27 protein-coding genes are annotated in these 23604 nt (G+C 56.4%); 18 read left to right on the top strand and 9 right to left on the bottom strand.

Annotated features, from left to right (window positions below; all coding sequences use genetic code 11):
- Positions 1-27: 27 nt before the first annotated feature.
- From QQJ87_RS12545 to QQJ87_RS12570, 6 genes are all read right to left on the bottom strand, one after another.
- Positions 28-279, bottom strand: coding sequence for an STAS domain-containing protein (locus tag QQJ87_RS12545; RefSeq protein ID WP_284282126.1), 252 nt, complete (start codon positions 277-279; stop codon positions 28-30).
- Between the two features lies 1 nt (position 280).
- Positions 281-904, bottom strand: a complete 624-nt coding sequence (locus QQJ87_RS12550) for an MlaC/ttg2D family ABC transporter substrate-binding protein (RefSeq protein WP_284282127.1) — start codon at positions 902-904, stop codon at positions 281-283.
- A gap of 76 nt (positions 905-980) precedes the next feature.
- Positions 981-1775, bottom strand: coding sequence for an MlaA family lipoprotein (locus tag QQJ87_RS12555; protein ID WP_284282129.1), 795 nt, complete (start codon positions 1773-1775; stop codon positions 981-983).
- 12 nt (positions 1776-1787) lie between these two features.
- Complete coding sequence (gene mlaD, locus QQJ87_RS12560) at positions 1788-2273, bottom strand: outer membrane lipid asymmetry maintenance protein MlaD (RefSeq protein ID WP_284282130.1); 486 nt, start codon at positions 2271-2273, stop codon at positions 1788-1790.
- A 12-nt stretch (positions 2274-2285) separates the two neighbouring features.
- A complete protein-coding gene (gene mlaE, locus QQJ87_RS12565; protein ID WP_284282132.1) occupies positions 2286-3071 on the bottom strand; it encodes a lipid asymmetry maintenance ABC transporter permease subunit MlaE in 786 nt (261 codons plus the stop codon).
- Positions 3068-3856, bottom strand: a complete 789-nt coding sequence (locus QQJ87_RS12570) for an ABC transporter ATP-binding protein (RefSeq protein WP_284282134.1) — start codon at positions 3854-3856, stop codon at positions 3068-3070. The genes mlaE and QQJ87_RS12570 overlap by 4 nt, the downstream gene beginning before the upstream one ends.
- A 205-nt stretch (positions 3857-4061) precedes the next feature.
- Between QQJ87_RS12570 and QQJ87_RS12575 the strand changes: the two genes are divergently transcribed.
- The 8 genes from QQJ87_RS12575 to QQJ87_RS12610 are packed head-to-tail and all read left to right on the top strand — an operon-like array spanning position 4062 to position 11853.
- Positions 4062-5996 carry a hypothetical protein gene (locus tag QQJ87_RS12575; RefSeq protein ID WP_284282135.1) on the top strand — a complete coding sequence of 645 codons (1935 nt, stop codon included), beginning with the start codon at positions 4062-4064 and terminating at the stop codon, positions 5994-5996.
- Positions 5993-6988: a GspE/PulE family protein gene (locus tag QQJ87_RS12580; protein WP_284282136.1), complete on the top strand. Its 996-nt coding sequence runs from the start codon at positions 5993-5995 to the stop codon at positions 6986-6988. The genes QQJ87_RS12575 and QQJ87_RS12580 overlap by 4 nt, the downstream gene beginning before the upstream one ends.
- Positions 6985-8028 (top strand): type II secretion system F family protein, encoded by a 1044-nt coding sequence (locus QQJ87_RS12585; protein ID WP_284282137.1) that lies wholly within the window; start codon positions 6985-6987, stop codon positions 8026-8028. Before QQJ87_RS12580 ends, QQJ87_RS12585 begins: the two co-directional genes overlap by 4 nt.
- Positions 8028-8921, top strand: coding sequence for a hypothetical protein (locus QQJ87_RS12590; RefSeq protein WP_284282138.1), 894 nt, complete (start codon positions 8028-8030; stop codon positions 8919-8921). Before QQJ87_RS12585 ends, QQJ87_RS12590 begins: the two co-directional genes overlap by 1 nt.
- Positions 8918-9487: a hypothetical protein gene (locus QQJ87_RS12595; protein ID WP_284282139.1), complete on the top strand. Its 570-nt coding sequence runs from the start codon at positions 8918-8920 to the stop codon at positions 9485-9487. The genes QQJ87_RS12590 and QQJ87_RS12595 overlap by 4 nt, the downstream gene beginning before the upstream one ends.
- On the top strand, positions 9463-10503 hold the full coding sequence (locus QQJ87_RS12600) for a hypothetical protein (RefSeq protein WP_284282140.1): 1041 nt from the start codon (positions 9463-9465) through the stop codon (positions 10501-10503). Before QQJ87_RS12595 ends, QQJ87_RS12600 begins: the two co-directional genes overlap by 25 nt.
- On the top strand, positions 10500-11201 hold the full coding sequence (locus QQJ87_RS12605; protein WP_284282141.1) for a type II secretion system protein: 702 nt from the start codon (positions 10500-10502) through the stop codon (positions 11199-11201). Before QQJ87_RS12600 ends, QQJ87_RS12605 begins: the two co-directional genes overlap by 4 nt.
- 16 nt (positions 11202-11217) lie before the next feature.
- Positions 11218-11853, top strand: coding sequence for a type II secretion system protein (locus tag QQJ87_RS12610; RefSeq protein WP_284282142.1), 636 nt, complete (start codon positions 11218-11220; stop codon positions 11851-11853).
- On the opposite strand, the gene QQJ87_RS12615 is transcribed toward QQJ87_RS12610, so the two are convergent.
- Positions 11850-13856 (bottom strand): monovalent cation:proton antiporter family protein, encoded by a 2007-nt coding sequence (locus QQJ87_RS12615; RefSeq protein WP_284282143.1) that lies wholly within the window; start codon positions 13854-13856, stop codon positions 11850-11852. The genes QQJ87_RS12610 and QQJ87_RS12615 overlap by 4 nt on opposite strands.
- Positions 13857-13959: 103 nt before the next feature.
- On the opposite strand from QQJ87_RS12615, the gene QQJ87_RS12620 reads away from it, so the two are divergent.
- From QQJ87_RS12620 to rapZ, 10 genes are all read left to right on the top strand, one after another.
- Positions 13960-14952: a KpsF/GutQ family sugar-phosphate isomerase gene (locus QQJ87_RS12620; RefSeq protein WP_284282144.1), complete on the top strand. Its 993-nt coding sequence runs from the start codon at positions 13960-13962 to the stop codon at positions 14950-14952.
- Positions 14952-15476 (top strand): KdsC family phosphatase, encoded by a 525-nt coding sequence (locus QQJ87_RS12625; RefSeq protein ID WP_284282145.1) that lies wholly within the window; start codon positions 14952-14954, stop codon positions 15474-15476. The genes QQJ87_RS12620 and QQJ87_RS12625 overlap by 1 nt, the downstream gene beginning before the upstream one ends.
- Positions 15477-15513: 37 nt before the next feature.
- Positions 15514-16059: an LPS export ABC transporter periplasmic protein LptC gene (lptC, locus tag QQJ87_RS12630; RefSeq protein ID WP_284282146.1), complete on the top strand. Its 546-nt coding sequence runs from the start codon at positions 15514-15516 to the stop codon at positions 16057-16059.
- Positions 16056-16604 carry a lipopolysaccharide transport periplasmic protein LptA gene (gene lptA / locus QQJ87_RS12635; protein ID WP_284282147.1) on the top strand — a complete coding sequence of 183 codons (549 nt, stop codon included), beginning with the start codon at positions 16056-16058 and terminating at the stop codon, positions 16602-16604. Before lptC ends, lptA begins: the two co-directional genes overlap by 4 nt.
- A gap of 7 nt (positions 16605-16611) precedes the next feature.
- Positions 16612-17367: an LPS export ABC transporter ATP-binding protein gene (gene lptB / locus QQJ87_RS12640; protein WP_284282148.1), complete on the top strand. Its 756-nt coding sequence runs from the start codon at positions 16612-16614 to the stop codon at positions 17365-17367.
- Between the two features lie 17 nt (positions 17368-17384).
- On the top strand, positions 17385-18857 hold the full coding sequence (locus QQJ87_RS12645; protein WP_284282149.1) for an RNA polymerase factor sigma-54: 1473 nt from the start codon (positions 17385-17387) through the stop codon (positions 18855-18857).
- A 45-nt stretch (positions 18858-18902) separates the two neighbouring features.
- Positions 18903-19235, top strand: a complete 333-nt coding sequence (gene hpf / locus QQJ87_RS12650) for a ribosome hibernation-promoting factor, HPF/YfiA family (RefSeq protein WP_284282150.1) — start codon at positions 18903-18905, stop codon at positions 19233-19235.
- A 111-nt stretch (positions 19236-19346) separates the two neighbouring features.
- Positions 19347-19817: a PTS sugar transporter subunit IIA gene (locus QQJ87_RS12655; protein WP_284282151.1), complete on the top strand. Its 471-nt coding sequence runs from the start codon at positions 19347-19349 to the stop codon at positions 19815-19817.
- Positions 19818-19821: 4 nt separating this feature from the next.
- Entirely contained in the window at positions 19822-20808 is a 987-nt protein-coding gene (gene hprK / locus QQJ87_RS12660) for an HPr(Ser) kinase/phosphatase (protein WP_284282152.1), read from the top strand.
- Entirely contained in the window at positions 20805-21683 is an 879-nt protein-coding gene (rapZ, locus tag QQJ87_RS12665; RefSeq protein ID WP_284282154.1) for an RNase adapter RapZ, read from the top strand. The genes hprK and rapZ overlap by 4 nt, the downstream gene beginning before the upstream one ends.
- An 8-nt stretch (positions 21684-21691) precedes the next feature.
- Here the strand turns inward: rapZ and mutY are convergent, their stop codons facing one another.
- Together mutY and mutM are read right to left on the bottom strand one after the other, a co-directional pair.
- Positions 21692-22774 carry an A/G-specific adenine glycosylase gene (gene mutY, locus QQJ87_RS12670; RefSeq protein WP_284282155.1) on the bottom strand — a complete coding sequence of 361 codons (1083 nt, stop codon included), beginning with the start codon at positions 22772-22774 and terminating at the stop codon, positions 21692-21694.
- Positions 22771-23595, bottom strand: coding sequence for a bifunctional DNA-formamidopyrimidine glycosylase/DNA-(apurinic or apyrimidinic site) lyase (gene mutM / locus QQJ87_RS12675; protein WP_284282156.1), 825 nt, complete (start codon positions 23593-23595; stop codon positions 22771-22773). The genes mutY and mutM overlap by 4 nt, the downstream gene beginning before the upstream one ends.
- Positions 23596-23604 lie beyond the last annotated feature (9 nt).

Genomic DNA, 23604 nt, shown 5'->3' on the forward strand with positions numbered 1-23604 from the left:
CCTGAACTACATCGGGCGCCATTCAATCTACGAGAAGAGGGATTGTACCCCGTAGGCCTCTATCAAACTGTCCAGTTGTGCGGGTGCATGAAGGAGTTCGAGCTTTTTGTCGGATTTAAGCACTCTTTTGGCAGCAAGAATGGCCGCAAGTGCGGTGGAGTCGATGTGCTTGACCGAAGAAAAGTCGAGCACCGAGTCACCGGCCTTGACGGCCTGCGTGATCTCGGCGATGACCTGAACGCCGGTTCTGACTGTAATTTCAGTGGCTTTGATCTGCATCTTACTGGCTGTTTTTGGCTTTCAGGGCAGCAATCAGGCCGTCAATACCGCCGTTGTCCAGCACGGGCTTGAACTGCTGTTTGTAAGAATCAACCAACCAGAGACCCAGCACACTGAAGTCGTAGATCTGCCATTTGTCGGCTTTCTTCTCGACGCGATATGCCAGGTCGATGGGTGGCGCGCCGTTGGTCTGCATCACCTTGCTGGTGACGATGACTTCGGTGTCATCCGGACGCATGCGCGGCTTGTCGACGACCACAGTTTGATCGCCTACCTGAGAAAGCGCGCCTGAATAGGTTTTCACCAACAACTCGCGGAACTGCTTGGCCACTTCATTGCGCTGATCAGGCGTTGCGGAGCGCCATGGCAAGCCCACCACAAGGCCAGTCATGCGGAAAAAATCCACATTGGGCATGACTTTCTTGTCGACCAGGGCTTCCAGCTTGGATGGGTTGGCGATCAGGTCTTTCTTGTTGGCTTTGATCTCGGTCAGAACCTCATTGCTGAAGTTTTTGACGAAGGTGTCGGGGGCAACGGCCTCGGCATGAGCCAGACCGGCAAACAAACCCAGTGCTAGGCCCAAACTGGAGACGAAAGACTGGAATTTTGGAATTCTGAAAGACATGTTGTTCTCACTACAAATCAAAAATACACTTCTAAAACGGCAATCTCGCCCTGGGGGTTGACCACCGCCGCTTGTTTTATTTCACCGCAAAACTCAGGCTTGCTGGCTGCGCTTGCGCATCGCTGGACTCTGCAGGCTTCTTGTCAGAATCGTCTGGTTTGAGTTCTTCATCCTCAGGGGCAGGCTTGCCATCCCGAATTTTGCTGGCACGGCTTGCCAGGTAGGCGTCACGCACAAACGAGTATTTGTCGAGCGCCACGCGATCAACCAGGTTGGTGGCAGGCAACAATTCTGCACGCTTGTCGACCGCCTTGACAGCAATGGCGCTGTTGCGCTCATCCACGGGCGTGTGTTGTGCCAGCGGATCCAGGGGGCTGTCAACTACACGGCCCGCAGTGTCACGAATTGTGCTGGGACCCAGCAGGGGCAATACAAGATAAGGCCCCGATCCGACACCCCAGTAGCCCAGGGTTTGACCAAAATCTTCGTCGTGCTTTTGAAAGCCCATGCCACTGGCTGGGTCGGTGAGCCCCAACACGCCGACGGTGGTGTTGATGGCAAACCGGCAGATGTCAGAGCCTGCCTTTTTGAATTTGGCCTGCAACAGGTTATTGACCGCGATGCTGATGTCATTGAGGTTTGAAAAGAAGTTTCCAACGCAGCTTTTGACTGCGCCAGGCACGTACTTGTCATAACCCTGAGCGACAGGCTTCAAGGCCACCTTGTCCACGGTCTGGTTGAAGGAATCGACACCGCGGTTAAAACCCTCAAAAGGGTCAGCGTCCGAGGGCGCACGCACCGAGGTGCAGCCTGCAGCCAGGGCCAAAAACCCGCTAAACAGGACCAATCGTCCAAATTGAGTGATGTGCATGACTCGTTTCCTTTACTGCTTGGAATCAGCGGCAGGCGCTGCGGGTTTGGATGCCTGGTTGAACAGGAACTGACTGATCAGGTTTTCAAGGACCACGGCAGACTGCGTGCGCGCAAATTTGCCGCCACTGGCCAGATTGTCCACATCGCCGCCCGGCTCAATCCCGATGTATTGCTCACCCAGCAAACCAGAGGTCAGGATGCGGGCAGATGAATCCTTTGGAAACTTGTATTGCTCGTCCAGAGCCATGGTGACCACGGCCCGGAAGGTCACCGGATCCAGATTAATGCTGGCCACCCGACCTACAACCACGCCGGCACTTTTTACAGGTGCTCGCACCTTCAGGCCACCGATGTTGTCGAAACTGCCCGACACGGTGTATTGCGCCCCCGTCGAGAATGAACTGAGGTTTCCGGCCTTCAAGGCCAAAAAGACGAGCGCAACGGCACCCAGCAACACAAAAAGACCCACCCAGAAATCAACCGCTTTATTCTTCATAATTCCAACCCGTCAAACACTGAACATCAGTGCGGTTAGTACAAAATCCAATCCCAAAATGGTCAATGAGGCAATCACGACCGTTCGGGTGGTCGCCCGGGAAACTCCCTCGGGCGTGGCCTGGCAAAAATATCCCTGAAACAAGGCAATCGTGTTTACGGCAAAGCCGAACACAATGCTTTTGATGACGCCGTTGAGCACGTCGCTGCGAACATCCACACCGGCCTGCATTTGCGACCAGAAAGCGCCGGAGTCCACGCCGATTAACCAAACGCCCACGACGTAACCACCAAAGATACCGATGGCACTGAACAGGGCCGCCAGAATGGGCATTGAAATCAGACCAGCCACCCATCGGGGCGCCACAATGCGCGCCTTGGGGTCAACGGCCATCATTTCCATGGCGGTCAGCTGCTCGCCAGCCTTCATCAGGCCAATTTCAGCAGTCAGCGAAGTGCCCGCCCGACCGGCAAACAACAATGCAGACACCACCGGGCCCAACTCGCGAACCAGGGAAAGCGCCACCAGCAAACCCAAAGCCTGTTCGGCACCATACCGCTGCAGGGTGTAATAGCCCTGCAAGCCCAGTACAAACCCCACAAACAGGCCCGACACCAAAATGATGATGAGCGAGTAATTGCCGATGAAATGAATCTGCTCAATGATGAGGCGTGGACGACGCAGGGTTTTTGGCAACAGCACCAAGAGGTTCACGAAGAACCGGGCGAAAACACCCAACCCCGTGATCACAGCCTGTGCAGCCGCGCCGATGGATGAGATCCAGACAACCGGGTTCATGCAAAATCCTCCCGCAAATCGACGGCCGGATAATGAAACTTGACGGGCCCTTCCGGCAGGCCCTGGATGAACTGCTGCACGTAAGGATCCTGATTGGCCTCAACCTCGGCGGGCGTGCCCTTGGCCAGCACGCTGCCGTTGGAAATCACCACGGCGTAATCGCTGATGGCGAATGACTCGTGGATGTCGTGCGTGACCACCACGGAGGTTGCCCCCAGTGCGTCATTCAGGGTCTTGATCAATCGCGCTGTGATACCCAGAGAGATCGGATCCAGGCCCGCAAAAGGTTCATCATAAAAAATCAGTTCGGGGTCGAGCGCCACCGCACGGGCCAAGGCAACACGCCGACTCATGCCACCCGAAATTTCAGAGGGAAACAGTTTGCTCGCGCCTCTTAAGCCGACCGCATGCAGCTTCAACATGACCAAATCACGAACAACGGTTTCAGGCAATGCAGTGTGCTCGCGAAGCGGAAAAGCGACGTTGTCAAACACGTTCAAATCGGTAAACAGCGCGCCAAACTGGAACAAGACGCCAATTCGCTTGCGAAAGGCGTAAAGCTCGGGGGTGCTGGCGGAAACAATGTTTTGGCCGAGCACATTGACTTCACCGGCGCTGACTGGATACTGCCCGCACATCAAACGAAGCAGGGTCGTTTTGCCCGAACCCGATCCGCCCATGATGGACACCACCTTGCCCTGCGGTATGTCGACCGACAGATTTTCCAGAATCAGCCTGTCACCGTAGCCAAAGTTGACGTTTTTCAGTTGTGCTGCCAAGCCCATTTGGGCTCCTTTGAAAATATGGGACAAATTAACCGTGATTGTACCCTGAATAACCGTTCAGTTATGTGACACGGACTGATTTGCCGATCACCCGATCAATACCGCCACAACCCTATTCAGAGTGACGTTCAGGGGGGATACGAGGGGAACTTTCCTAAACTGCCAGTCCTTCTTGCCTCAGCCCGATCCACGATCAGCCCAGCTTATGCGGACATTGAACACGTTGATGTGTGCCCTAGGCCTCACAATCCTGACTGCCTGCTCAACGGAAAGCCCAATCCAGGCCAAGGCGCATCCCGATGCGCCCTCGGGAAGAATAACGGTTGGACCCTCGTTCTGGATTGCGCATGTTGCTCATGAGCAACAGCCACCACCCGAGCTTCAACGGAAGTTTTCTTTTCGCGTCAATCAGTTGCCTGCAAGCCAATTGCTCGAACTGCTGGCAGGTGAACTCAAGACAAGCTACGACCTGGACGAATGCGGAGAAAACCCGGTAAGCCTGGACGGCAACCAACTCTCTGTTCAGGGAATTCTTGACAGCATCGCGCAGCAAGCTGAAGCCCAAGTCACATTCAAAGACAACACGCTGCGCCTTCGCTGCGAAACCCCATACCTGCGCACCTACAGTCTGGACTACCTGGCCATCAATCGCGAGATGTCTGACACCTCCACCCTGAATTCAGACCTCAGCAGCGCAGAAGCCGCCAGCAACCCGGGAATTCGACCCAAAAACCGCTCGGAGCTGGTGCTCAACAGCAGCCAGACCAATGACGTCTGGCATCGAATTGGTGAGCAACTGGAACAATTGATCGCCGACAAGCCCAAGAGCAGCGTGGTGTCTACCCGTTTTCGATCGATTGATGAAAGCGCAGACACAAAAACCAGCCGGACAAGCCCGGTCAGACGCCAGCATTCCCAAGGTCTGAGCAACAGCAGCAAGGCCAAGACCGATGTCACCGTCGTCCGAAAGGAGCAACACTCTGGCAATGTGATTGTCAGCCCGGAATCCGGCACTGTGGCCGTGGTGGCCAACGCCACGGGGCATCGCAGGGTGCAGCAATGGCTCGACGCCATTCAAGGCCGCCTTGACCGGCAAATCGTGATTGAGGCCTCCATCGCCGAAATTACCCTGAACAGGCGATACGAGCGCGGCATTGACTGGAATGTGCTTCGGCAGGGGTCTCTGTCTGCGGGCTTTCGGGTGCAGGGGCTGGGTCTGACTGACCCCGGCCTGATTGTTCAGGCTGCACGCAACGGCACCTCTGTGTCCGTGGCATCCATGCTGTCATTGCTTCAAGAATTCGGGCAAACGTCGGTGATCTCTTCACCCCGCGTGGCCACCATGAACCAGCAACCGGCGGTGCTGAAAGTGATCGACAACCGGGTGTATTTCACCACGGACGTTCAAACCAGTGCCCCCACCCAGAATAGCCCCGCATTTTCTACGTTTACCACACACATACAGACCGTACCTGTCGGCTTTTTGATGACCGTCACGCCACAAATTTCGGACGACGGGCAGATACAACTCAGGGTGCGCCCCACCTTGAGCCGGATTGTGGGCTTCGTGGCAGACCCTAACCCGGCACTCAAACAGCTCGACATTGTCAGTCAAATTCCGGAAATCCAGACCCGAGAACTGGAATCCATTTTGCGACTGCGCAACGGGGAACTGGCGATGCTGGGGGGCCTGAAGCAACAAGACACCCAGACGTTGAACCGAGGCATTCCAGGCCGACCAGAGTCACTTGCCAGTTTGAGTGACAGCGAAAAGGACAGCACACGACAAATTGAACTGGTGATCCTATTGCGTGCGCACACGGCGAATCTGGCTGATTCTTACCCACACCACACCGGCGAAACCCAACCGAATCGACTGCTCAACGAGGGTCTCGCGGATGGCCTCAGATTGTTGCAAAGCAATCAACGCAATGCGGCCGATCGACTTCAACAGGCACTGGCTGAACAATACCCCAACGCCCCGGAACCCACCTTCAACAGGGCGGTCCTGAGCGCACTCAATGGCGAAAATATGCAGGCGCAAGCCATGCTACAGGAGACCCGCGCGCGTTGCGAGAAGGTGCGATGTCATTTTTCAACCCAACTGCTTGATGCACTTCTGGGGCCTGCTCAGCCATGAATTCAAACGACGTGCAGTTTGAACCCATGCTGAATGCTTTGCGCCTGGGTCCAATGCCCCTGCTGCAGGCCGCACTCACCTTGGGCTGCTCAGATGTGCACTTCAATCCACTGAATGAGTCATTTGTTGTTACCGCTCGGCTGCATGGTTGCCTGCACACCGTGTGCACACTGGAACACTGGCGCGGCAAAACACTGATTCAAACCCTGAAAGCCATTGGCAAAATGAACCTGGCTGAAACGCGTCAACCACAAGACGCGAGGTTGACTGCCGGTCCCCTTGAATGTCGATTGGCGACGCACCCCGGCATGCATGGCGAATCGCTGGTGGTTCGACTGCAGAGCGGCCAACTCAGCAGAACCCTGAATGCGCTGGGCTTTGACGCCCACACCATCCAATCCATGATCGAACTGGTCTCACCGGAACAGGGCATGACACTGGTGTGTGGCGCAACAGGCAGCGGCAAAACGACCACCTTGCATGCACTCCTGAACACACTCGGCGATCAGGCTGGCCGGGTCGCTACGCTGGAGGACCCAGTGGAAATCGTGCATCCGCAAGCCCTGCAGACCGACTTGTCCAATCTTCCGCATCTGTCATTTGCCTCGGGACTTCGTTCATTGTTGCGGCAAGACCCAGACACCCTGCTGATCGGTGAAATTCGCGACTCGGAAACGGCCCTTCTGGCACTTCAGGCTGCACTCACCGGGCATCGGGTGCTTGCATCGCTGCATGCGCCTGACGCCTTTGGCGCACTTGGACGCCTGCTGGAATTGGGCGTGCAACTTCCGGCCTTGCTCAACAGCCTGAATGGCGTTGTGGTCCAGCGACTTGTTCGAAGCCAATCCGGCAGAAAGCCGGTCACAGAAATTCTTCAAATGCAAAGCCTGAACAAGGCTGAATTGCTAGCCTGCGACAGCCTGGTGCAGTTGCACAGCCTCGTCAATTCGAGCTGCTTTAATCCATTCGACCAAAAGCGGGTTGAGGCATGATTCAGCGACTAATGTCCAAATGGCCCACCCCTGTCGGTGTCTGGATTCAATGGTTCGACCAGTGGATCGCATTGCTGAATGCTGGCTTGCCCTTGGTGGATTCGCTCGAACTGAGTATTACGATGCAATCGGGTTTGCACAGCCGTGGGGCGATGGTCAATGCATTGCGCAGTTCCGTTGTCGACCTTCAGGCGGGTGTCAATCTCTGTTCAGCCTTTGCTGACCACGGCAGGCGTGTACCCCCCGAAATTTGCATCGCCCTGATGTGCGCGCAAAACACAGGTGACTTTGCCGGTCAGCTTCGGGCGCATTGCGACCGGTGGCAGCGTTGGCTAGCGGCGCGCAAAGCCTTGCTCAACAGCCTCAGCTATCCACTCTTTGTCTGTCTCTGTGCCTTGTTGTGCAGCTGGTTTTTGCACAATCAACCCTTGCTGGCGTCAGCCACGCCTGAAAGTCAGCCGACTGACCTCTACAGCGCAAGCTCGGTTCTGAGCGGGGTGGGCCTGCTTTCGCTGTTGTGCCTGATGCCCCTCTGGTTCAACAAGCGACACGCCATACACAGTAAATCTCTGCCCCTGTTTGGTCATTGGTTGCCCATCAAGGCACTCGCCAGTGCCCAATATTTTTTTCTGATTGCCTGCGAACTGGAAGCCGGGGTGGATCTCATTCACAGTCTGCGTACCCGCCCACTTCAACACAAGGTCCAATTGCTGGGTTCAAGCAGACAGTGGCAATCGCTCAATCGGCTTGCAACCCGGCTAGTGCGCAGCATTCAGCGTGGCCAGGGGCTGCATCAGTCCTGCCTCAATGCGGGCGCACCCGACCTGCTGAGCCAGCAAATCAACGTGGCGCAACACACCGGGCAACTTGCGCAGGCCTTTCACCTCACCGCCAAGGTGTGCGAGGCGCAGGCCCTGATACAACTCAAGAAACTTCAAGCGGTTGCCGGCCCCGTATTGCTGGCATTGGCGGGGCTTACACTGGCGCTGGCCTACCAACACAGCATCGCACCTTTGTATTCACAACTGGGGCACATGTGATGACGCCAACGGGCAATGACATTTGGATCTTGATGCCGAAGTCGGTCTGGATCGACCCCCAGCGGCGAGACGAGTTGCTTGTCCACGCCATCGCGCACGATGGTTTGAATTGGCACACCCAGGAAACACTGGACTGGCAGGACTTCAGGGGAAGCCAGCAGGCATTGAGCAGCCTCAGCTTGCCGGAAACCCAACTGATTCTGGCATTGCCACCCTGCGAAGCCGTGCACCCACAGCCGGAAGACCGTGTCTGGGCTGGTTTGGCAGACTCGCCGCCTCGCCTCATCAACACAGCGCACTGCCCCTGGCACGACTGGGTGAGCGCAGAATTTCAAGACTTGGCGGCTAGCCTATCCGTGTGCATTGCCGAATCAGTGTCGCAAGCCGTGCGATCGGTGCCTTTAACCCGCGTGTCGGGCAGCGAATTGGACACGCTAACCCTGTGGGTGCAAGACATTCAGGCGTTCAGCGCCAAAAAGTATGTGCAAGCCATTGGCCTGCTCACACTGAGGCCCGGGCGCACGCGGCAAACACTGCGACTCGCCGGTCTTGCCGTGGCTATCGCCCTGTCTGTGGCCGTTCAGGCCTTGCAGTCTCAGCAAATTCGCGCGCAGGTTCAAAGCACCTTCCAATCTATGCTGCACAGCGCATCCAGCCGCCCAAAATCAGACGTGCCGTGGGCAGACTGGCAGCAACAGATTGCCAAATTTGGCCAGAACAACCGGGCCAATCTTGCAAGCCTTCAATTCCAGTGGCGGTTAAATGACCCGGTGCAATCCACAGTCACATTGGCTCGACCGCGAAAACGCCTGCCCAAAGGCTGCCAACCCATCACCTCACAAGCTGCTTTCTGTGTGGCCGAAGCTGCAATGAATCCGAGGTTTCACAAATGAACCTTGAACAGATTGTCATCAGGGCGAGGCGTTTGAACTGGGCCCTTGAATTCCTGGCCTTGTGCAGCGTCGGGTGGCTTAGTGCAATGCTTTACGGACAAGAGACCGAAGCGATTGACGCCAACTTGACACAGCAAACCAGCCAGGCGCTGACCCGTGCCGCCAGCCCTGCTAGCTTGGTCAGTGCCGAACTGGCGGTCAAACCGCTCCTTCTGAATTCGCCAGACGAGCCAGCACTTTGGAAGGGTCTTCAGGATTGGCTGCACACCGAAGCACCGAATCAAGGCCGCTGCGTTGTGCGCCCCACGGCCGACCCCACATCAAACTGGACCCTGTTGTGCACTGGACTGAAAGGAAAATCGGGTTCAAACACCCTTGAGAAAGCACCAGAATGGCAAGCCCTCAAAGTGATGTCAGCCATCACACACGCGTCGCCCAAGCCTGATCACGCCAACGCAAAGCCCAAAATCACGCCGCATGCCGAGGGCTGGTTCATCACTGACGAAGGCAATACCCTGCACTTTGACCCCCTGCAAAACACATGGATCTCAAAACCAGCCCGCTAAAGCGCCCGTCAGCAGGCTACGCCCTCTTGCTCACTGCTGTGGCTGTTGTGTTGGCCACTGTTCTAATTCACCAGCTTGGTGACGGGTACTCGGCCAGAAAATCGCTTCGTGATTCGGCCAAGGCATCGCAATCACAGGCCTTGGCTCGCATACGAACTGCACTGCTGGCGTTTGCCGTGTCACAGGGTGACAACAGCCTGAGCCAACCGGGGAATCTGCCCTGCCCCAGCCTAAGCCCCGAGGGGGCTCCGCAAACCACTTGCCTGAACGTCCACGTGGGTTACCTGCCTGAAATCAGCGTGATTAAAACCAATTACACCCGCAACACAGTGCCCATGCTCTGGAACAGCGAACAATTGGGCCATCAAAAAAGCTGGGCGTATGCGGTGTCACCCCAGGTGTTACAGGCCAATGCACTGGGGTGGAGCCAGTGGGTCGATTTCTCCTTGCCCGGCTTGACAGTCATCGTTGATCAGACCACTTACAAAGACGTGGTTGCCGTGGTTGCCGCGCAGTTGACACCGCTTGGCAACGACGTGCTACAAGCCACGGGGCACTCCGCCTTATTAAGCAAGGCCGACTTGCTGCAGGCAATTGCCAAGCGGCGGCATTTTCAGATTCAACAGACCATCGCCACCTGGCTTGCGATCAACCACCAAACTGAACCCAAACCCACAGAAAATCTTCAAGCGGTCGCAGGCGACCTGATTCCCGTTGACAGTCAATGCCAGTGCCATTGCACCAGCACACGCTGCCAATGTGGCTGCAATCAGGCTGCACAATGGCAAACAGACAGCAACCCTGCCACGCCGTTCTATAGCGACGGCACAGACACCACCTTGATTGCCGGACCAGCAAGGCTGACCTCTCAATGGCCAATCAGCCATTACAGCCCCAGCCCCATGCCGGGCAGCGGCTGTCGACCCGCCAATCCATTCACCTGCCCGCTTGCGCCCGCTGGCAAGTCTTGCGATTGCACCTTTGCATGGCCCACGGATGCGTTGAGCCCATCATGAAATCACTGCGCGGATTCTCACTGATTGAACTGGCCATCGCCTTGGCAGTGTTGGCCGTACTCAGCCTGCCCATTTCACGCTTGCTGAAAGCCCAGAGAAAAGCCAGCGAGACGGCCAGCGTGCTGCAAACCAAAGACCTGATGCTGCAAAGCGTGGAAGGGTTTGTGCTGACGCACAGGCGTTTGCCATGCCCCGCCACCGCCCCCGGCAGCACCGAAAGCTGGAACAACGGGCAATGCGAGCAAGCCAGCGGCTGGTTGCCTGTGCAAAGCCTCGGCCTTGGCATGCAGGCCAAACCCTGGCGAATGAGCGTGGCCACACTTCAAAGTGCCGGCCCACCTGCGGCCAACGCGCTCACCGCCAACTTTCCACTTCAAGCCATCAACCTGAACACATTGACGGACATCATCAACACGCCCGTCAACAGCTACAGAACCCTGAACAACGGCGCTTTGCCCGCCATGCATGTGTGCATCCAATCGGGCAATCAAACCCGGCCCAACCCTTTGCAGCCGGGGTGTCAGGGCTTGCTGACACAGACAACTTCGGCAGTGCTTGTGATCTACCCGACCGACGCAACACCCAGCAGTTACCAGTTTGTCATTCAACCCAATACCCCGCTTCACAACCCGGTCTGGCTGTCCTACGAACGCCTGGTCTGGTTGTGGATGCAAGCGGGCGCCCTTCCCTCACTTTAATCAACAAAGGACTTACATGAACATGCATTCACAACGCGGCTTTTCACTGCTGGAACTGGCGATCTCACTGGCCATCCTTGCGCTTTTGTCGGGCGGCATCCTGAAAGGGCGGGAAATGATCAAAAGTGCCAAGGTTCAGGCTCTGTCCAGCGACTTGAATGCCATAGAGACAGCCATTTCCGGCTTTGAGAGCCGATATTCCGGATTGCCTGGCGACTTTGAGGCCGCCAATGCCGCAGGGCTGGGTGACACAGCGGGCAACGGGAATGGATTGATCGACAACAACGAAGCAGGCCACGTATTCAGTCAACTGGCCTTGTCGGGCTTTATACAGGGTACTTTCGAGGCCACTGACCTGGATCAGGGTGATTGCCCCAAGTCAGCCTGCCTGAGCACACCATTCGGCGGAACCTACCTGGTCACCAACACCGTGGCAGGCATTAACACGCAGCCCGGCGCATTAACGATTGGTTTGGGCAACCACATCAGCGCTAGCCAACTGGCTGAACTGGACAGAAAACTGGACGATGGAAATCCACTGAACGGCAGCATACAGGTGGAAAACGACGACGCCACGCTGTGTGTCACAGACACCAAGCATTGGGATGAGGCCAACAATCCCCTTTGCCATGCGGTGTACACCCTGCGTTAAAGCGACGATGCCCCCCCGCGCTTGGAGAGGATGATCGACTCTGCTGCCGCAAGGGCATCCGGGGTGCCTTTCAACACCAGCACATCACCCGCTTCAAGGCGGGTTTCCGGTGAGGGGTCACCCCCACGAATGCCACGCCGGCGAATGGCATTGACTTCAACACCGCGCTCAAGCACACCCAGTTCCGCCAATGAGCGCCCAACGCCATTGGCGCCTGGCTCCACCAACAGAGAATGCAGGCGAACCAACTGGTTTTCCGGGGTGCCCTGCTCGTCGTCTATCCCTTTGAAAACACCCCGAAACATTTGATAGCGTGATTCACGAATGTTCCGGATTTGCTTGACCACTCTTGAAACGGGCACCCCTAAAATCATCAGCGCTTGGGAGCCCAACATCAAACTGCCCTCCAGTATTTCGGGCACCACCTCGGTGGCCCCGGCAGCTGTCAGCCTTTCCAGATCGCTTTCGTCGTAGGTCCGCACAATCACCGGCACATTCGGGGCCAACTGACGAACGGCCATCAGCACCTTTTCCGCAGCCTTGAATTCGGCAAACGTCACCACCACGCAAGACGCCCTTAAAAGACCTGCCGCAATCAAGGTTTCGCGCTTGGCCGCATCGCCAAACACCACGGAATCACCCGCGGCAGTGGCTTCGCGAATTCGATCAGGGTCGAGATCGAGCGCCACATAATGCAGGTTCTCGCGGTCCAGAATACGGGCCAGGTGCTGACCGCTTCGACCAAATCCACAGATGAGCACATGCTTGGCCGAGGCCAGGCTGCGTTGCGCAACTTGATGAAGTTCCAGGGACTTCTGCATCCACTCCTGACTGGAAAAACGCAGCACGATCCGGTTGGAATATTGAATCAGGAAGGGCGCCGCCAGCATCGACAGCAGCATGCTGGCCGTGATGGTTTGCAACCACGGGTCAGGCACCAAACCGTACCCGCCATCGCCCGCATTGGCCAGCAACACAAAACCGAACTCACCCGCCTGGGCAAGATACAGGCCAGTGCGCATCGCAGTGCCGGTTGTGGCACCGTAAAGCCGGGCCAGGCCCGTGATTAACACCAGCTTGGCCAGCACCGGCAACACCGTCAGCGCGATCACCCAAGCCCAGTGGTCAACAACCACCCTCGGATTCAGCAACATGCCCGTGGTGACGAAAAACAAACCCAATAAAACATCACGGAATGGCTTGATGTCTTCTTCAACCTGATGGCGGTATTGGGTTTCTGCAATCAAAATACCCGCCACAAAAGCACCCAATGCCAAAGACAACTGCGCAAGTTCGGTCAGCCACGCCAGCCCCAGCGTAATCAACAGAACGTTGAGTACGAACAGTTCTTGAGAGCGGCTTCGGGCCACGAAGGTCATCCATCGGTTCATCATGCGTTGCCCAAACACCAGCATGACCCCCAACACCAAGGCGGCCTTCACAACGGCGAGACTCAAGGTCATTGTCAAATGACCCGCGTGCTCAGACAGCGCCGGGATGACAATCAGCAAAGGCACCACCGCAAGGTCTTGAAACAGCAGAATGCCCATGATCTGGCGGCCATGTGGTGAATCCAGCTCAAGCCGCTCAGACAACAACTTGCTGACGATGGCAGTGGAGGACATGGCGGCCGCACCGGCCAGCACAAATGCAGTTTTCAGGGAAACCGGAAAAAAGAACTGGATGAGGTAGCCCAGCGCCACCACGCCCACCACGGTCAGCCCCACCTGCGCCATGCCCAGGCCAAACACCACTTTTCGCATGGCGTGCAGCTTCGGCAGGCTGAACTCCAGGCCGATTGAGAACATCAGGAAAACCACGCCGAACTCAGCCAGATAACGCGTTTGCGGAATGTCGGGCACAATGCCCAAGGAATAGGGGCCGATGACGATGCCTGCGCACAAATAGCCCAGCATGGCAGGCAGCTTCCAGTGTCGAAACAGGGAAACCACCAGCACAGCGACCAACAACAGAATCAGCGAAAGCTCTAGCGCGTTAGGCACGTTTAATGCTTGAAAAGTGAGAGGATGGGTTAACGCTTTGATATACTGCCCTGAAAATACATCTGCCTCAAGCAGTTGCAGATACAGTTTATCAGGGCCTGCCATGCCACAAAAACCCAACGCCGAACCAGACCACAATTATATTGAGATGGCTCGGGAAGCCTTGCAAATTGAAGCGGACGCCGTGCGTTCGCTCAGTGCAAAGCTGAACGACCAATTCGAAAAAGCCGCCCAATCCATTCTGGATTGCAAGGGCAGGGTCATCCTCGTGGGCGTTGGCAAATCGGGCTTGATCGCCAAAAAAATTGCGGCCACCTTCGCCAGCACTGGCACACCCTCTTTTTTCGTGCACGCCACCGAGGCTTCCCACGGGGACCTCGGCATGATCACGGCAGACGACGTCGTGCTTGCACTGTCCAACTCGGGTCAAACCGAAGAACTGGTGGAAATTCTGCCGGCCATCCGTCGCCGGGGTGCAAAAATTGTGTCCATCACTGGCAACCTGCAGTCGGCACTGGCCCTGCAGTCCGATTTCGTGCTCGACGGCTCTGTTGCAAAAGAAGCCTGCCCGCTGAACCTGGCGCCTACGGCTAGCACAACCGCAGCACTTGCGCTAGGTGACGCGCTGGCTGTGGTGGTCTTGAAGGCGCGCGGGTTTTCCGAAGAAGACTTTGCAATGTCTCACCCAGGCGGCAGCCTCGGTCGCAAACTGTTGACCCATGTGCACGACATCATGCGCACTGGCGATCGCATTCCAAAGGTGGCCCCCACGGTGTCCCTGTCGCAGGCCATTCTTGAAATCACCCGCAAAGGCCTCGGCATGACAGCCATTGTCGATGACGAGCAGCGCTTGCTGGGTATTTTCACCGATGGCGACCTTCGCAGGCTGATCGAGCAAGGGCAAGACCTGCGTGGCTTGCTGGTCTCGGAAGTGATGAACAGAAGCCCCAAATGCATGGCTCCTGAAAAGCTGGCGGTTGAAGCCGTCCGAATGATGGAAGTGACCCACATCAACCAAGTGCTGGTCACCAATGAACACAATCAGGTCGTGGGTGCCCTCAATTTTCACGATCTGATCGACGCCAAGGTGGTTTAATGAACAACATGGATCCGAAAACAGCAGCCCGTCAAATCAAATTGATGGGCTTTGACGTAGACGGCACCCTCACAGACGGCGGTTTGTATTTCGGCGCAGACGGCGAAGTCATGAAGCGCTTCAGTGTGCTCGACGGCCAAGGCCTGCGCTTGTTGATCGATCACGGCGTTAAAGTGGTCTGGATCACCGCCAGATCGAGCGCGATTGTCGAAAAGCGTGCACGCGACCTGGGTATTTATCAGCTGGTGCAGGGTTGCAAAACCAAGCTGCAGGTGTTTGATGACATTCGACAGTCGCTTGCACTGAGCTGGGAAGAATGTGGTTTCTTCGGCGACGACTGGCCCGATTACCCGGTGATCAAGCATGTGGGTCTTGCCGCCACAACCACCCATTCTCCGGAATGCATGAAGGCCGTCGCAAACTGGACCAACCAGCGACCTGTGGGCAACGGCGCGGTGCGCGAGTTGTGTGACTTCATTCTGTCGTGCAAGCCCGACTACAAGAACCCCTGGGAGTGCGACTAACACCATGCGGGCATTCTTTTCCCTCATTTCACAATTCGTGCCACTGATTGTCACCTTCGTGTTGGCGGGTGCGTCCTACTGGCTGGCCGCACAGAGCGAAATTGATCTTTTTGGTCTCTCGAAAAAAGCCGACAGCACCACCATCGACAGCTACATCAACCAGTTCAACCTGCAAAGCAAAGATTTCAAGAACAACACGGTGTCCATGTTGCAAGGGCAGCGTGCCGAGCACCACCCGGCCAACGACACCTGGGTCATCAGCACCCCCCGTATTCAGCGTGTGCAAGCCGACGGCGGCTTGTTGACCGGCCAGGCTGACCAGGCGCTTTACATGCCCAAAACCGATCGCATCGACCTGAATCAGAATGTGCGCATACACAGTGTCAGCGGTGGTGTACCCACCGACATCGAGACTGCGCACCTGGAAATTGATCAATCCAAAAACACGGTCAGCACCCGCTTTCCAGTCAAAGGCTCACGACCAGGTCAAACCTTCACGGCCAATGGTGTTGTGATGAATCAAACCACGGGCGAAATCGAAACGCAGGGCAACACCAACATCCGAATAGAGGCCAAACCATGAAGCATTTGAAACCTCTGCGACTCTCAAGCTCGGGCTTGTTTGCCCTGCTGCTGGCAGTGTCCGGTGCAGCTTACGCCCTTCAGTCTGACAGCAAGGCGTCCATCACGATTGACGCCAACAAAATGACCTACAGCGAGAAGAACAGCATCAATGTCTTCTCGGGCAACGTGCTGCTGACTCGCGGCTCACTGATCATTCGTGGCGACAAACTGACTTTGACCCAACGGCCAGATGGCACCCAGTTCGCCAAGGTTGAAGGCAGCCCCGCCAAATTCCGCCAGCAGCGCGACTCTGGCAACAGCGACGTTCTCATGATCAATGGGTCTGGCAACACCATTGAATTTGACGGCAAAACTGCCACAGTGACCTTCAGCGGCAAAGCCAATATCCAGAAAACCACAAATGGCGACCTGACCGAAGAAATTTCCGGCAGCAAAATCGTTTACGAACAAAACACCGAGTTTCTCAGCGTAACGGGCTCGACTGCCGACAATGGCAGCAACACGCCGCGCGTTCAGGCGGTCATCAAGCCGCGCAAGGAATAAAGCCCCTATGGAAATGCACACCCCAAAAACGCTGACAGGCCAAGGTCGGCTTCAGGCACTGAGTCTGCGCAAGGCCTACCGCAACAAGCGCGTCATCGAAGACGTCTCACTGCACGTGGACACGGGCGAAGTGGTGGGTCTGCTGGGCCCCAACGGCGCTGGCAAAACCACCTGCTTCTACATGATCGTCGGCCTGGTGGCTGCCGACGAGGGCAGCATCTGCCTCGAAGGCCGAGACATCACGCTAGACCCAATTCACCTGCGATCCCGGGCAGGTTTGTCCTACCTTCCCCAGGAAGCGTCTGTCTTCAAAAAGCTGACGGTCGAGGAAAACATTCAGGCGGTGCTTGAAATCAACCCGCCCACCGACAAGACCGTCGCACAGGCTGTTGACGCACTGCTGGAAGACCTGCAGATCACGCACATTCGCACCTCACTGGCGGCCAGCCTGTCCGGCGGCGAACGCCGCCGCCTTGAAATCGCCCGCGCCTTGGCCAGCCAGCCCCGCTTCGTGCTACTGGATGAGCCTTTTGCAGGGGTTGATCCGATTGCCGTACTCGAAATTCAGCGCATTGTGGGCTTTTTAAAATCCAAAGGCATCGGCGTGTTGATCACCGACCACAACGTGCGCGAAACACTCGGCATTTGTGATCGAGCCTACATTATCAGTGCAGGCCACGTGCTTGCCTCGGGCTCGCCCGAACAAATCATTCAGAACGACGATGTACGCCGAGTGTATCTCGGCGAAAATTTCAGAATGTAAGGTAAGCTGATTGACCCATGAAACAATCCCTTCAGCTTAAAGTCTCGCAAAGCCTGACCCTGACCCCGCAGCTGCAGCAGTCCATCCGTCTGCTGCAGCTGTCCACGCTCGAACTTCAACAGGAAATTCAGCAGGCACTGGCCGAGAACCCCATGCTGGAAGCGGCAGAGGACGAAGAATCAGAGAGTGCCTCCAACAATGTCAGCGTGGGTGCTGACGGCACCCTGAACGACCACGCAGGCGAAGAATACAGCCCCGACGAGCGCAAGCCGGACGACACCCAGGTGCTGCGTGAAAGCATCGAATCCATTCACGACAACTGGGAAGGCGACTGGCGCGACAACTCCGGCGGCAACATGGACGGCGACGAAGAAAAGCCGGCACTCCAGCTGGCCGCGCCCGACAGCACCCTTCAAACGCATCTGATCGAGCAACTGCGCCTGACCAATGTGTCAGAGCGTGATCACAACCTGGTGCTGTGGCTGATCGACTACCTCAATGAAGACGGTTACCTCACCGTCGAACTGGAAGACCTGTGGGAAACCCTGCAGGATGCACCCGACCTCGAATTCGAAGAGTTGGGCGCAGCACTGAAGCTTTTACAGAGCTTTGACCCGATAGGCGTTGGCGCGCGCAGCGCATCCGAATGCCTGTTGCTGCAACTCAACCAGCGCCGCGCCGAACTCGAGAACAGTGGCCTCTACACCGCCTGCAGGGCCTTGGTGGAGGAACATCTTGGTCTGCTGGCACAACGAGATTTCGTCAAGCTGAAACGTCTCATCGGCGTCGACGACGAGGTTCTGAAACGATGCCACGACCTCATTCGCTCGCTGGAACCTTTTCCGGGTGCACGCTTTCGCAACACCGAAGAAGACCACATCATTCCTGACGTCATTGTCCGCAAACAGAACGACCAATGGCTGGTGCAACTGAACTCGGAAGTGATGCCGAAAATCCGCATCAATGAAGTGTACGCCTCCATCCTGCGGTCGAACCGTGGGCAAAGCGCCCAGCTCAATGCCCAATTGCAAGAAGCCCGCTGGCTGCTGAAAAATGTTCAGCAACGCTTCGACACCATCCTTCGCGTGTCACAGGCCATTGTTGAACGGCAAATCGGCTATTTCAACCACGGTGAAATTGCCATGCAACCCCTGGTTCTGCGCGAAATTGCCGACCTTCTGGGGCTGCATGAATCGACCGTGTCAAGGGTCACCACCCAAAAATATATGTTGACGCCCCATGGGCTAGTTGAGCTAAAGTATTTCTTCGGAAGCCATGTTTCCACCGACTCAGGGGGTCAGGCTTCCAGCACCGCCATTCGGGCTTTGATTAAACAACTGATCGCAGCGGAGGACTCAAAGCAACCGATATCTGACAGCCAGATTGCCGAACTTCTCGGCCAGCAGGGCATCGTCGTCGCAAGGCGCACGGTGGCCAAGTACCGGGAATCCTTAAAGATTCCCCCGGTGAATATGCGAAAGTCGCTCTAACCCAAATCAAGGGCACTTTTGCAGCCAAGCAAAAGGAGATAGCTTATGAACCTGAATATCAATGGTCATCATCTGGAAGTTACGCCTGCCATTCGGAGTTATGTGATCGAAAAACTCGATCGAATCAAAAGGCATTTCGACCATGTCATTGATGCGTCGGTCACTCTGTCAGTGATCAAACTGGTTCAAAGGGCAGAAATCACCCTTCACGTTCGGGGCCGCGACATACACGCCGAGGCACACCACGACAATCTTTACGCCGCCATTGATGCGCTGGCTGACAAAATCGACCGGCAGGTGCTGCGTCACAAAGACAAGGTAACCAACCACAATCACGTGCCCGTAAAACACCAGCCTGCTGAGGCTGCCACCGAATAAGTGCTTGAATAGACTCAGCAAATCCAAAAGGCGGAGAATCCTCCGCCTTTTGCCGTTTTATCAGCGTATAATCGGCGCTCAGTTTAAAAGTCGGTATCAGGAATCAACGCGATGAACTTGATCGCCAATCTTCTCCCACCATCCAATATTTTGCTGGACACCCAGGTCACCAGCAAAAAGCGCGTGTTCGAACAAGCCGGGCTGGTGTTTGAAAACAACCAGGGCATTGCTCGTTCCAAAGTGTTCGACAGCCTTTTTGCGCGTGAACGTCTTGGTTCCACCGGCTTGGGTCAACAAGTGGCTGTGCCGCACGGTCGCATCAAAGGCCTGCGCGACCCCATTGCCGCGCTGGTCCGTGTTCAAGACCCCATTCCATTTGACGCACCCGACGGCCACCCCGTGAAACTACTGATGTTTCTGCTTGTGCCAGAAAGTGCAAATCAGCATCATCTTGATATACTCTCTGAATTGGCGCAGATGCTTTCCGATCGGGACTTCCGTGAACAGCTGCTCCAGGAGACCGACCCAAGCAAGATGCACGACCTGATTTCTTCTTGGGAGCCCTACCAACCAGCGAGCTGAATCATTGAAGCAACTCAAAGAACTGATCGAAGCCAACCTTGAAAAGCTGAAATTCAGCTGGATTGCTGGCCGTGAAGGCGGAGACACCGCTATTGACCTTCAATGTTTTGCCTCCTCTGACCTGGTCGGTCACCTCAACCTGATCCACCCTGGCCGCATCCAAGTGTTTGGCCGTCAGGAAATCGAATACTTCTCAAGAATCGACGACAACCGCAAACAGCACGTCATCAACAAGCTGATCGCTGGTGATCCACCCGCCATTGTGGTGGCTGAATCGTTTCAGGCGCACCCCCTCATGGTTCAGGCCTGCGACAACGCCAAAGTGCCCTTGTTGGCCACACCGCTGTCCGCCGCTGAAATCATCGATTTCCTTCGCATCTACATCAACAAATGGCTGGCACCCACCACCATGATGCACGGGGTCTTCATGGACGTGCTGGGCATGGGCGTTCTTATTTGTGGCGAATCGGGCCTGGGCAAAAGCGAATTGGGGCTGGAGCTGATTTCACGAGGTCACGGCCTGGTGGCCGATGACGTGGTCGAATTCGCCCGTGTCGCCCCCAACCTCATTGAAGGACGCTGCCCTGAATTGATCCGCAACCTCATGGAAGTGCGCGGCGTGGGCCTGCTCGACATCAAAGCCATCTTCGGCGAAACCGCGGTGCGTCGCAAAATGCGGCTCAAGCTGATCGTTCACCTGGTGCGTCGCGCCTCGCTTGAACTGCACCAGGAAAGACTGGTCACCGAACCCCAATATCAGGAAGTGCTGGGCCTGCCCATGCGCAAAGTCATGCTGCCAGTGGCGGCCGGCCGAAACCTGGCCGTTCTGCTGGAAGCCGCGGTCCGCAACTTCATTTTGCAGATGCGCGGCATCAACACCCTGGACGAGTTCATGGTTCGGCAACAAAAGGCCATGCTCAATGAACTTGAAAACTTCGAATCGGATGACAAACCCCTGCTGGACAGCCACCACGAGGACATCCACGAATGAGCGGCCAGGACGCGCTCAAAATCATTCTGGTCACAGGGCTTTCAGGTTCAGGCAAATCCATTGCGATCCGCGCACTTGAAGATGCCCAGTTTTACTGCGTCGACAACCTGCCCACACCCTTCATTCCCAAAGTGGTCAATCACCTGCACCTGGCGGGCGTCTCCAACATGGCCATTGCGGTCGACTCCCGTTCGGGCCGCGACCTGATCGACCTGCCCAGCCTGATTACACAGCTCAAAGAGGAGGGTTACGATGTGCGTGTGCTCTTCCTCGAAGCCGACGACGACACGCTGAGCACCCGCTACTCCGAAACACGTCGCAGGCACCCTTTCAGCGTAAAACGGGGTGAAAAAGCCACCGTGGCCGAGTGCGTGGCCGCGGAGCGCGAGACCATGCAAGGCCTGCGTGGATTTGCCGATGTCATTGACACCACCGCCCTGCTGCCCAACACGCTGCGCAGGTGGGTGCTTGAAGCGGTGGAAGAACGTCCGTCCCGACTCACCTTGATTTTCGAGACCTTTGGCTACAAGAAAGGCCTGCCCATGGATGCAGACCTGGTGTTCGACGTGCGCTGCCTGAGCAACCCGCACTACGTGAAAGAATTGCGCGACAAAACGGGCATTGATTACGAAGTTCAAGCCTTCATTCGCGAGGACGAGCGCAGCAACGAACTGCTTTCAGACATTGAAAAGTACCTGCGCAAATGGCTTCCTTCCTATCTGAACGAACAGCGCAGCTACGTCACCATTGCCATTGGCTGCACAGGCGGCCAACACCGCTCCGTCTACATTGCTGAAATGCTGGCCGAACGATTCTCGCTTTTCCCGATCGACGAGGTGGAAAGCGTGCTGGTCAGGCACCGCAACATCCATTAAAGCCTGGCTCACGTCCAGCCCAATTGCTCCATTATTTTGTGGACTAGTCGAGGCACAGCACGGTCAGACAAAGCCACCAGATCGCCCCCGGACACCCCATCAAGCGCCAGCACCTTGAAATGCATCTTTCGGTGCGTCAACTCGTGGACCAGCCAATCCTGCCGGTTCAATGCCTTTAACTGACGAACAAGTTCAGCCTGCTGCCGCTCATCGGCTTGCAAACCGATTTCCTGCAGCAAGGGTGCCAATTCAGGCCAGTCGACCACCTGGTCAACCCCCTCCAAACTCAAATGCGGCCACATCCACAGCCCGCGCCAAACTCCCTTGCCTTGCCGCGCAGTCAAACCCACCTCGCCGTGCTTGCTGCGCACCGCCAATGCCACGAAATATTGACTTGGCCTGGGCTTTTTCGGCTTGGGTTGAGGCAATTGGCCCACCATGCCTTTCTTCAAAGCCACGCACCGCTTCATCAGGGGGCACTTCGCGCAATTCGGGTTTTTGGGCGTGCACACCGTGGCCCCCAAATCCATCAAAGCTTGGTTGTACACACCCGGCGCCTGCCGGCCAAGCTCACGCTCTGCAATGGCCCACAGCTCGCGTTTCACGGCAGTCTGCTCGGGGTAGCCTTCCACCCCAAACAAGCGGCAATACACACGCTTTACATTGCCATCCAGGATGGGGGCGGCAAGCCCCCATGACAAAGAGGCAATCGCACCCGCTGTCGATCGACCAATGCCAGGCAAACTTTCCAGGGCAGCCACATCGCGGGGAAACTCACCCCCAAAACGCGTCAGCACCTGACGGGCACACGCGTGCAGGTTGCGGGCACGCGTGTAATACCCCAGACCCGCCCACAATTGCATGACCTCCTCTTCAGAGGCCTGGGCCAGTGCAGTCACCGTTGAGAAGGCTTTCAAAAAGCGGTCATAGTAGCCCAGCACGGTGGTCACCTGAGTTTGCTGAAGCATCACCTCGCTGAGCCACACTCGATAGGCATCACCCGTGTTTTGCCAAGGCAAATGCTGGCGCCCCGCCACCTTTTGCCACTGCACCAGCGTGTCGGCCACGCTTTGAGATTCCGGACTGCTCATCGTTGACAATTCAAACAATAGAAAGTGCTTCTTTGAGCCATGACACGCCTGCGAACGGCCTGCCCGCATTGCTTGCAGGGCTCACCCTCACGGCCATACACGTCGCAATGCAATTGAAAGTGCCCCAATTCACCATCAATGGCCTGAAAGTTTCGCAAAGTGGACCCACCTCTGGAGATGGCTTCGCCCAGCACCTCACGCACGGCCTGATGCAGACGGGTCACGTCATTTCGGGTCAAACGACCAGCCGCTTTGCCTGGTCGAATCCGGCTGCGAAACAGCGCCTCACAGGCGTAGATATTGCCCACACCCACGACGGCTGCGCCCGAAAGCAACAAGGCCTTGATGCTCAATGATTTTCCGCGCGTGTCCCGGTAAAAGCTGTCCACCGTGAATGCTTCTGAAAAGGGCTCCGGGCCGAGTTTCGCAAATCGGGTGTAGACCCCGATCCACCGATCACCCTGCTGCGTATCCACCCATTCCACACTGCCGAAGCGACGCGGGTCGTTGTAGCGCAGACAGGCATTTTCAAAACGCCACTCGATGTGATCGTGCGTGGCCCAAGGCTCGGCAGGGTCTACGATTTTCAGCGACCCGGACATGCCCAGGTGAATCACCAAGGCATCACGTCCGAACTCCGCGATCAAGTACTTGGACCGTCGCCAGACCTTCTTCAATATCTGCCCCTCGCACCGTTGAACTTCTGGCGGAACGGGCCATCTCAAGGCAGGTTGCCGCACAGTGCAAGTCATCAGGCGGCTGCCCAGAAAACGCTGTTCAACGCCTCTTCTGGTGATCTCAACTTCAGGTAATTCAGGCATAGTAAAGGC

Source organism: Limnobacter litoralis (assembly GCF_030160455.1).
Lineage (GTDB): Bacteria > Pseudomonadota > Gammaproteobacteria > Burkholderiales > Burkholderiaceae_B > Limnobacter > Limnobacter litoralis.

What these genes read in the sequence shown, in the direction of transcription:
- QQJ87_RS12590 (WP_284282138.1), top strand. Translation starts at nt 8,028, where the DNA reads ATGACGCCAACGGGCAATGACATTTGGATCTTGATGCCGAAGTCGGTC.
- QQJ87_RS12555 (WP_284282129.1), bottom strand. Translation starts at nt 1,775, where the DNA reads ATGCACATCACTCAATTTGGACGATTGGTCCTGTTTAGCGGGTTTTTG.
- QQJ87_RS12550 (WP_284282127.1), bottom strand. Translation starts at nt 904, where the DNA reads ATGTCTTTCAGAATTCCAAAATTCCAGTCTTTCGTCTCCAGTTTGGGC.
- QQJ87_RS12575 (WP_284282135.1), top strand. Translation starts at nt 4,062, where the DNA reads ATGCGGACATTGAACACGTTGATGTGTGCCCTAGGCCTCACAATCCTG.
- mutY (WP_284282155.1), bottom strand. Translation starts at nt 22,774, where the DNA reads ATGAGCAGTCCGGAATCTCAAAGCGTGGCCGACACGCTGGTGCAGTGG.
- lptB (WP_284282148.1), top strand. Translation starts at nt 16,612, where the DNA reads ATGGAAATGCACACCCCAAAAACGCTGACAGGCCAAGGTCGGCTTCAG.
- QQJ87_RS12655 (WP_284282151.1), top strand. Translation starts at nt 19,347, where the DNA reads ATGAACTTGATCGCCAATCTTCTCCCACCATCCAATATTTTGCTGGAC.
- QQJ87_RS12620 (WP_284282144.1), top strand. Translation starts at nt 13,960, where the DNA reads ATGCCACAAAAACCCAACGCCGAACCAGACCACAATTATATTGAGATG.
- QQJ87_RS12595 (WP_284282139.1), top strand. Translation starts at nt 8,918, where the DNA reads ATGAACCTTGAACAGATTGTCATCAGGGCGAGGCGTTTGAACTGGGCC.
- mlaE (WP_284282132.1), bottom strand. Translation starts at nt 3,071, where the DNA reads ATGAACCCGGTTGTCTGGATCTCATCCATCGGCGCGGCTGCACAGGCT.
- QQJ87_RS12570 (WP_284282134.1), bottom strand. Translation starts at nt 3,856, where the DNA reads ATGGGCTTGGCAGCACAACTGAAAAACGTCAACTTTGGCTACGGTGAC.
- QQJ87_RS12600 (WP_284282140.1), top strand. Translation starts at nt 9,463, where the DNA reads ATGGATCTCAAAACCAGCCCGCTAAAGCGCCCGTCAGCAGGCTACGCC.
- QQJ87_RS12580 (WP_284282136.1), top strand. Translation starts at nt 5,993, where the DNA reads ATGAATTCAAACGACGTGCAGTTTGAACCCATGCTGAATGCTTTGCGC.
- QQJ87_RS12645 (WP_284282149.1), top strand. Translation starts at nt 17,385, where the DNA reads ATGAAACAATCCCTTCAGCTTAAAGTCTCGCAAAGCCTGACCCTGACC.
- lptA (WP_284282147.1), top strand. Translation starts at nt 16,056, where the DNA reads ATGAAGCATTTGAAACCTCTGCGACTCTCAAGCTCGGGCTTGTTTGCC.
- QQJ87_RS12610 (WP_284282142.1), top strand. Translation starts at nt 11,218, where the DNA reads ATGAACATGCATTCACAACGCGGCTTTTCACTGCTGGAACTGGCGATC.
- QQJ87_RS12605 (WP_284282141.1), top strand. Translation starts at nt 10,500, where the DNA reads ATGAAATCACTGCGCGGATTCTCACTGATTGAACTGGCCATCGCCTTG.
- rapZ (WP_284282154.1), top strand. Translation starts at nt 20,805, where the DNA reads ATGAGCGGCCAGGACGCGCTCAAAATCATTCTGGTCACAGGGCTTTCA.
- hpf (WP_284282150.1), top strand. Translation starts at nt 18,903, where the DNA reads ATGAACCTGAATATCAATGGTCATCATCTGGAAGTTACGCCTGCCATT.
- QQJ87_RS12625 (WP_284282145.1), top strand. Translation starts at nt 14,952, where the DNA reads ATGAACAACATGGATCCGAAAACAGCAGCCCGTCAAATCAAATTGATG.
- QQJ87_RS12585 (WP_284282137.1), top strand. Translation starts at nt 6,985, where the DNA reads ATGATTCAGCGACTAATGTCCAAATGGCCCACCCCTGTCGGTGTCTGG.
- mutM (WP_284282156.1), bottom strand. Translation starts at nt 23,595, where the DNA reads ATGCCTGAATTACCTGAAGTTGAGATCACCAGAAGAGGCGTTGAACAG.
- mlaD (WP_284282130.1), bottom strand. Translation starts at nt 2,273, where the DNA reads ATGAAGAATAAAGCGGTTGATTTCTGGGTGGGTCTTTTTGTGTTGCTG.
- QQJ87_RS12545 (WP_284282126.1), bottom strand. Translation starts at nt 279, where the DNA reads ATGCAGATCAAAGCCACTGAAATTACAGTCAGAACCGGCGTTCAGGTC.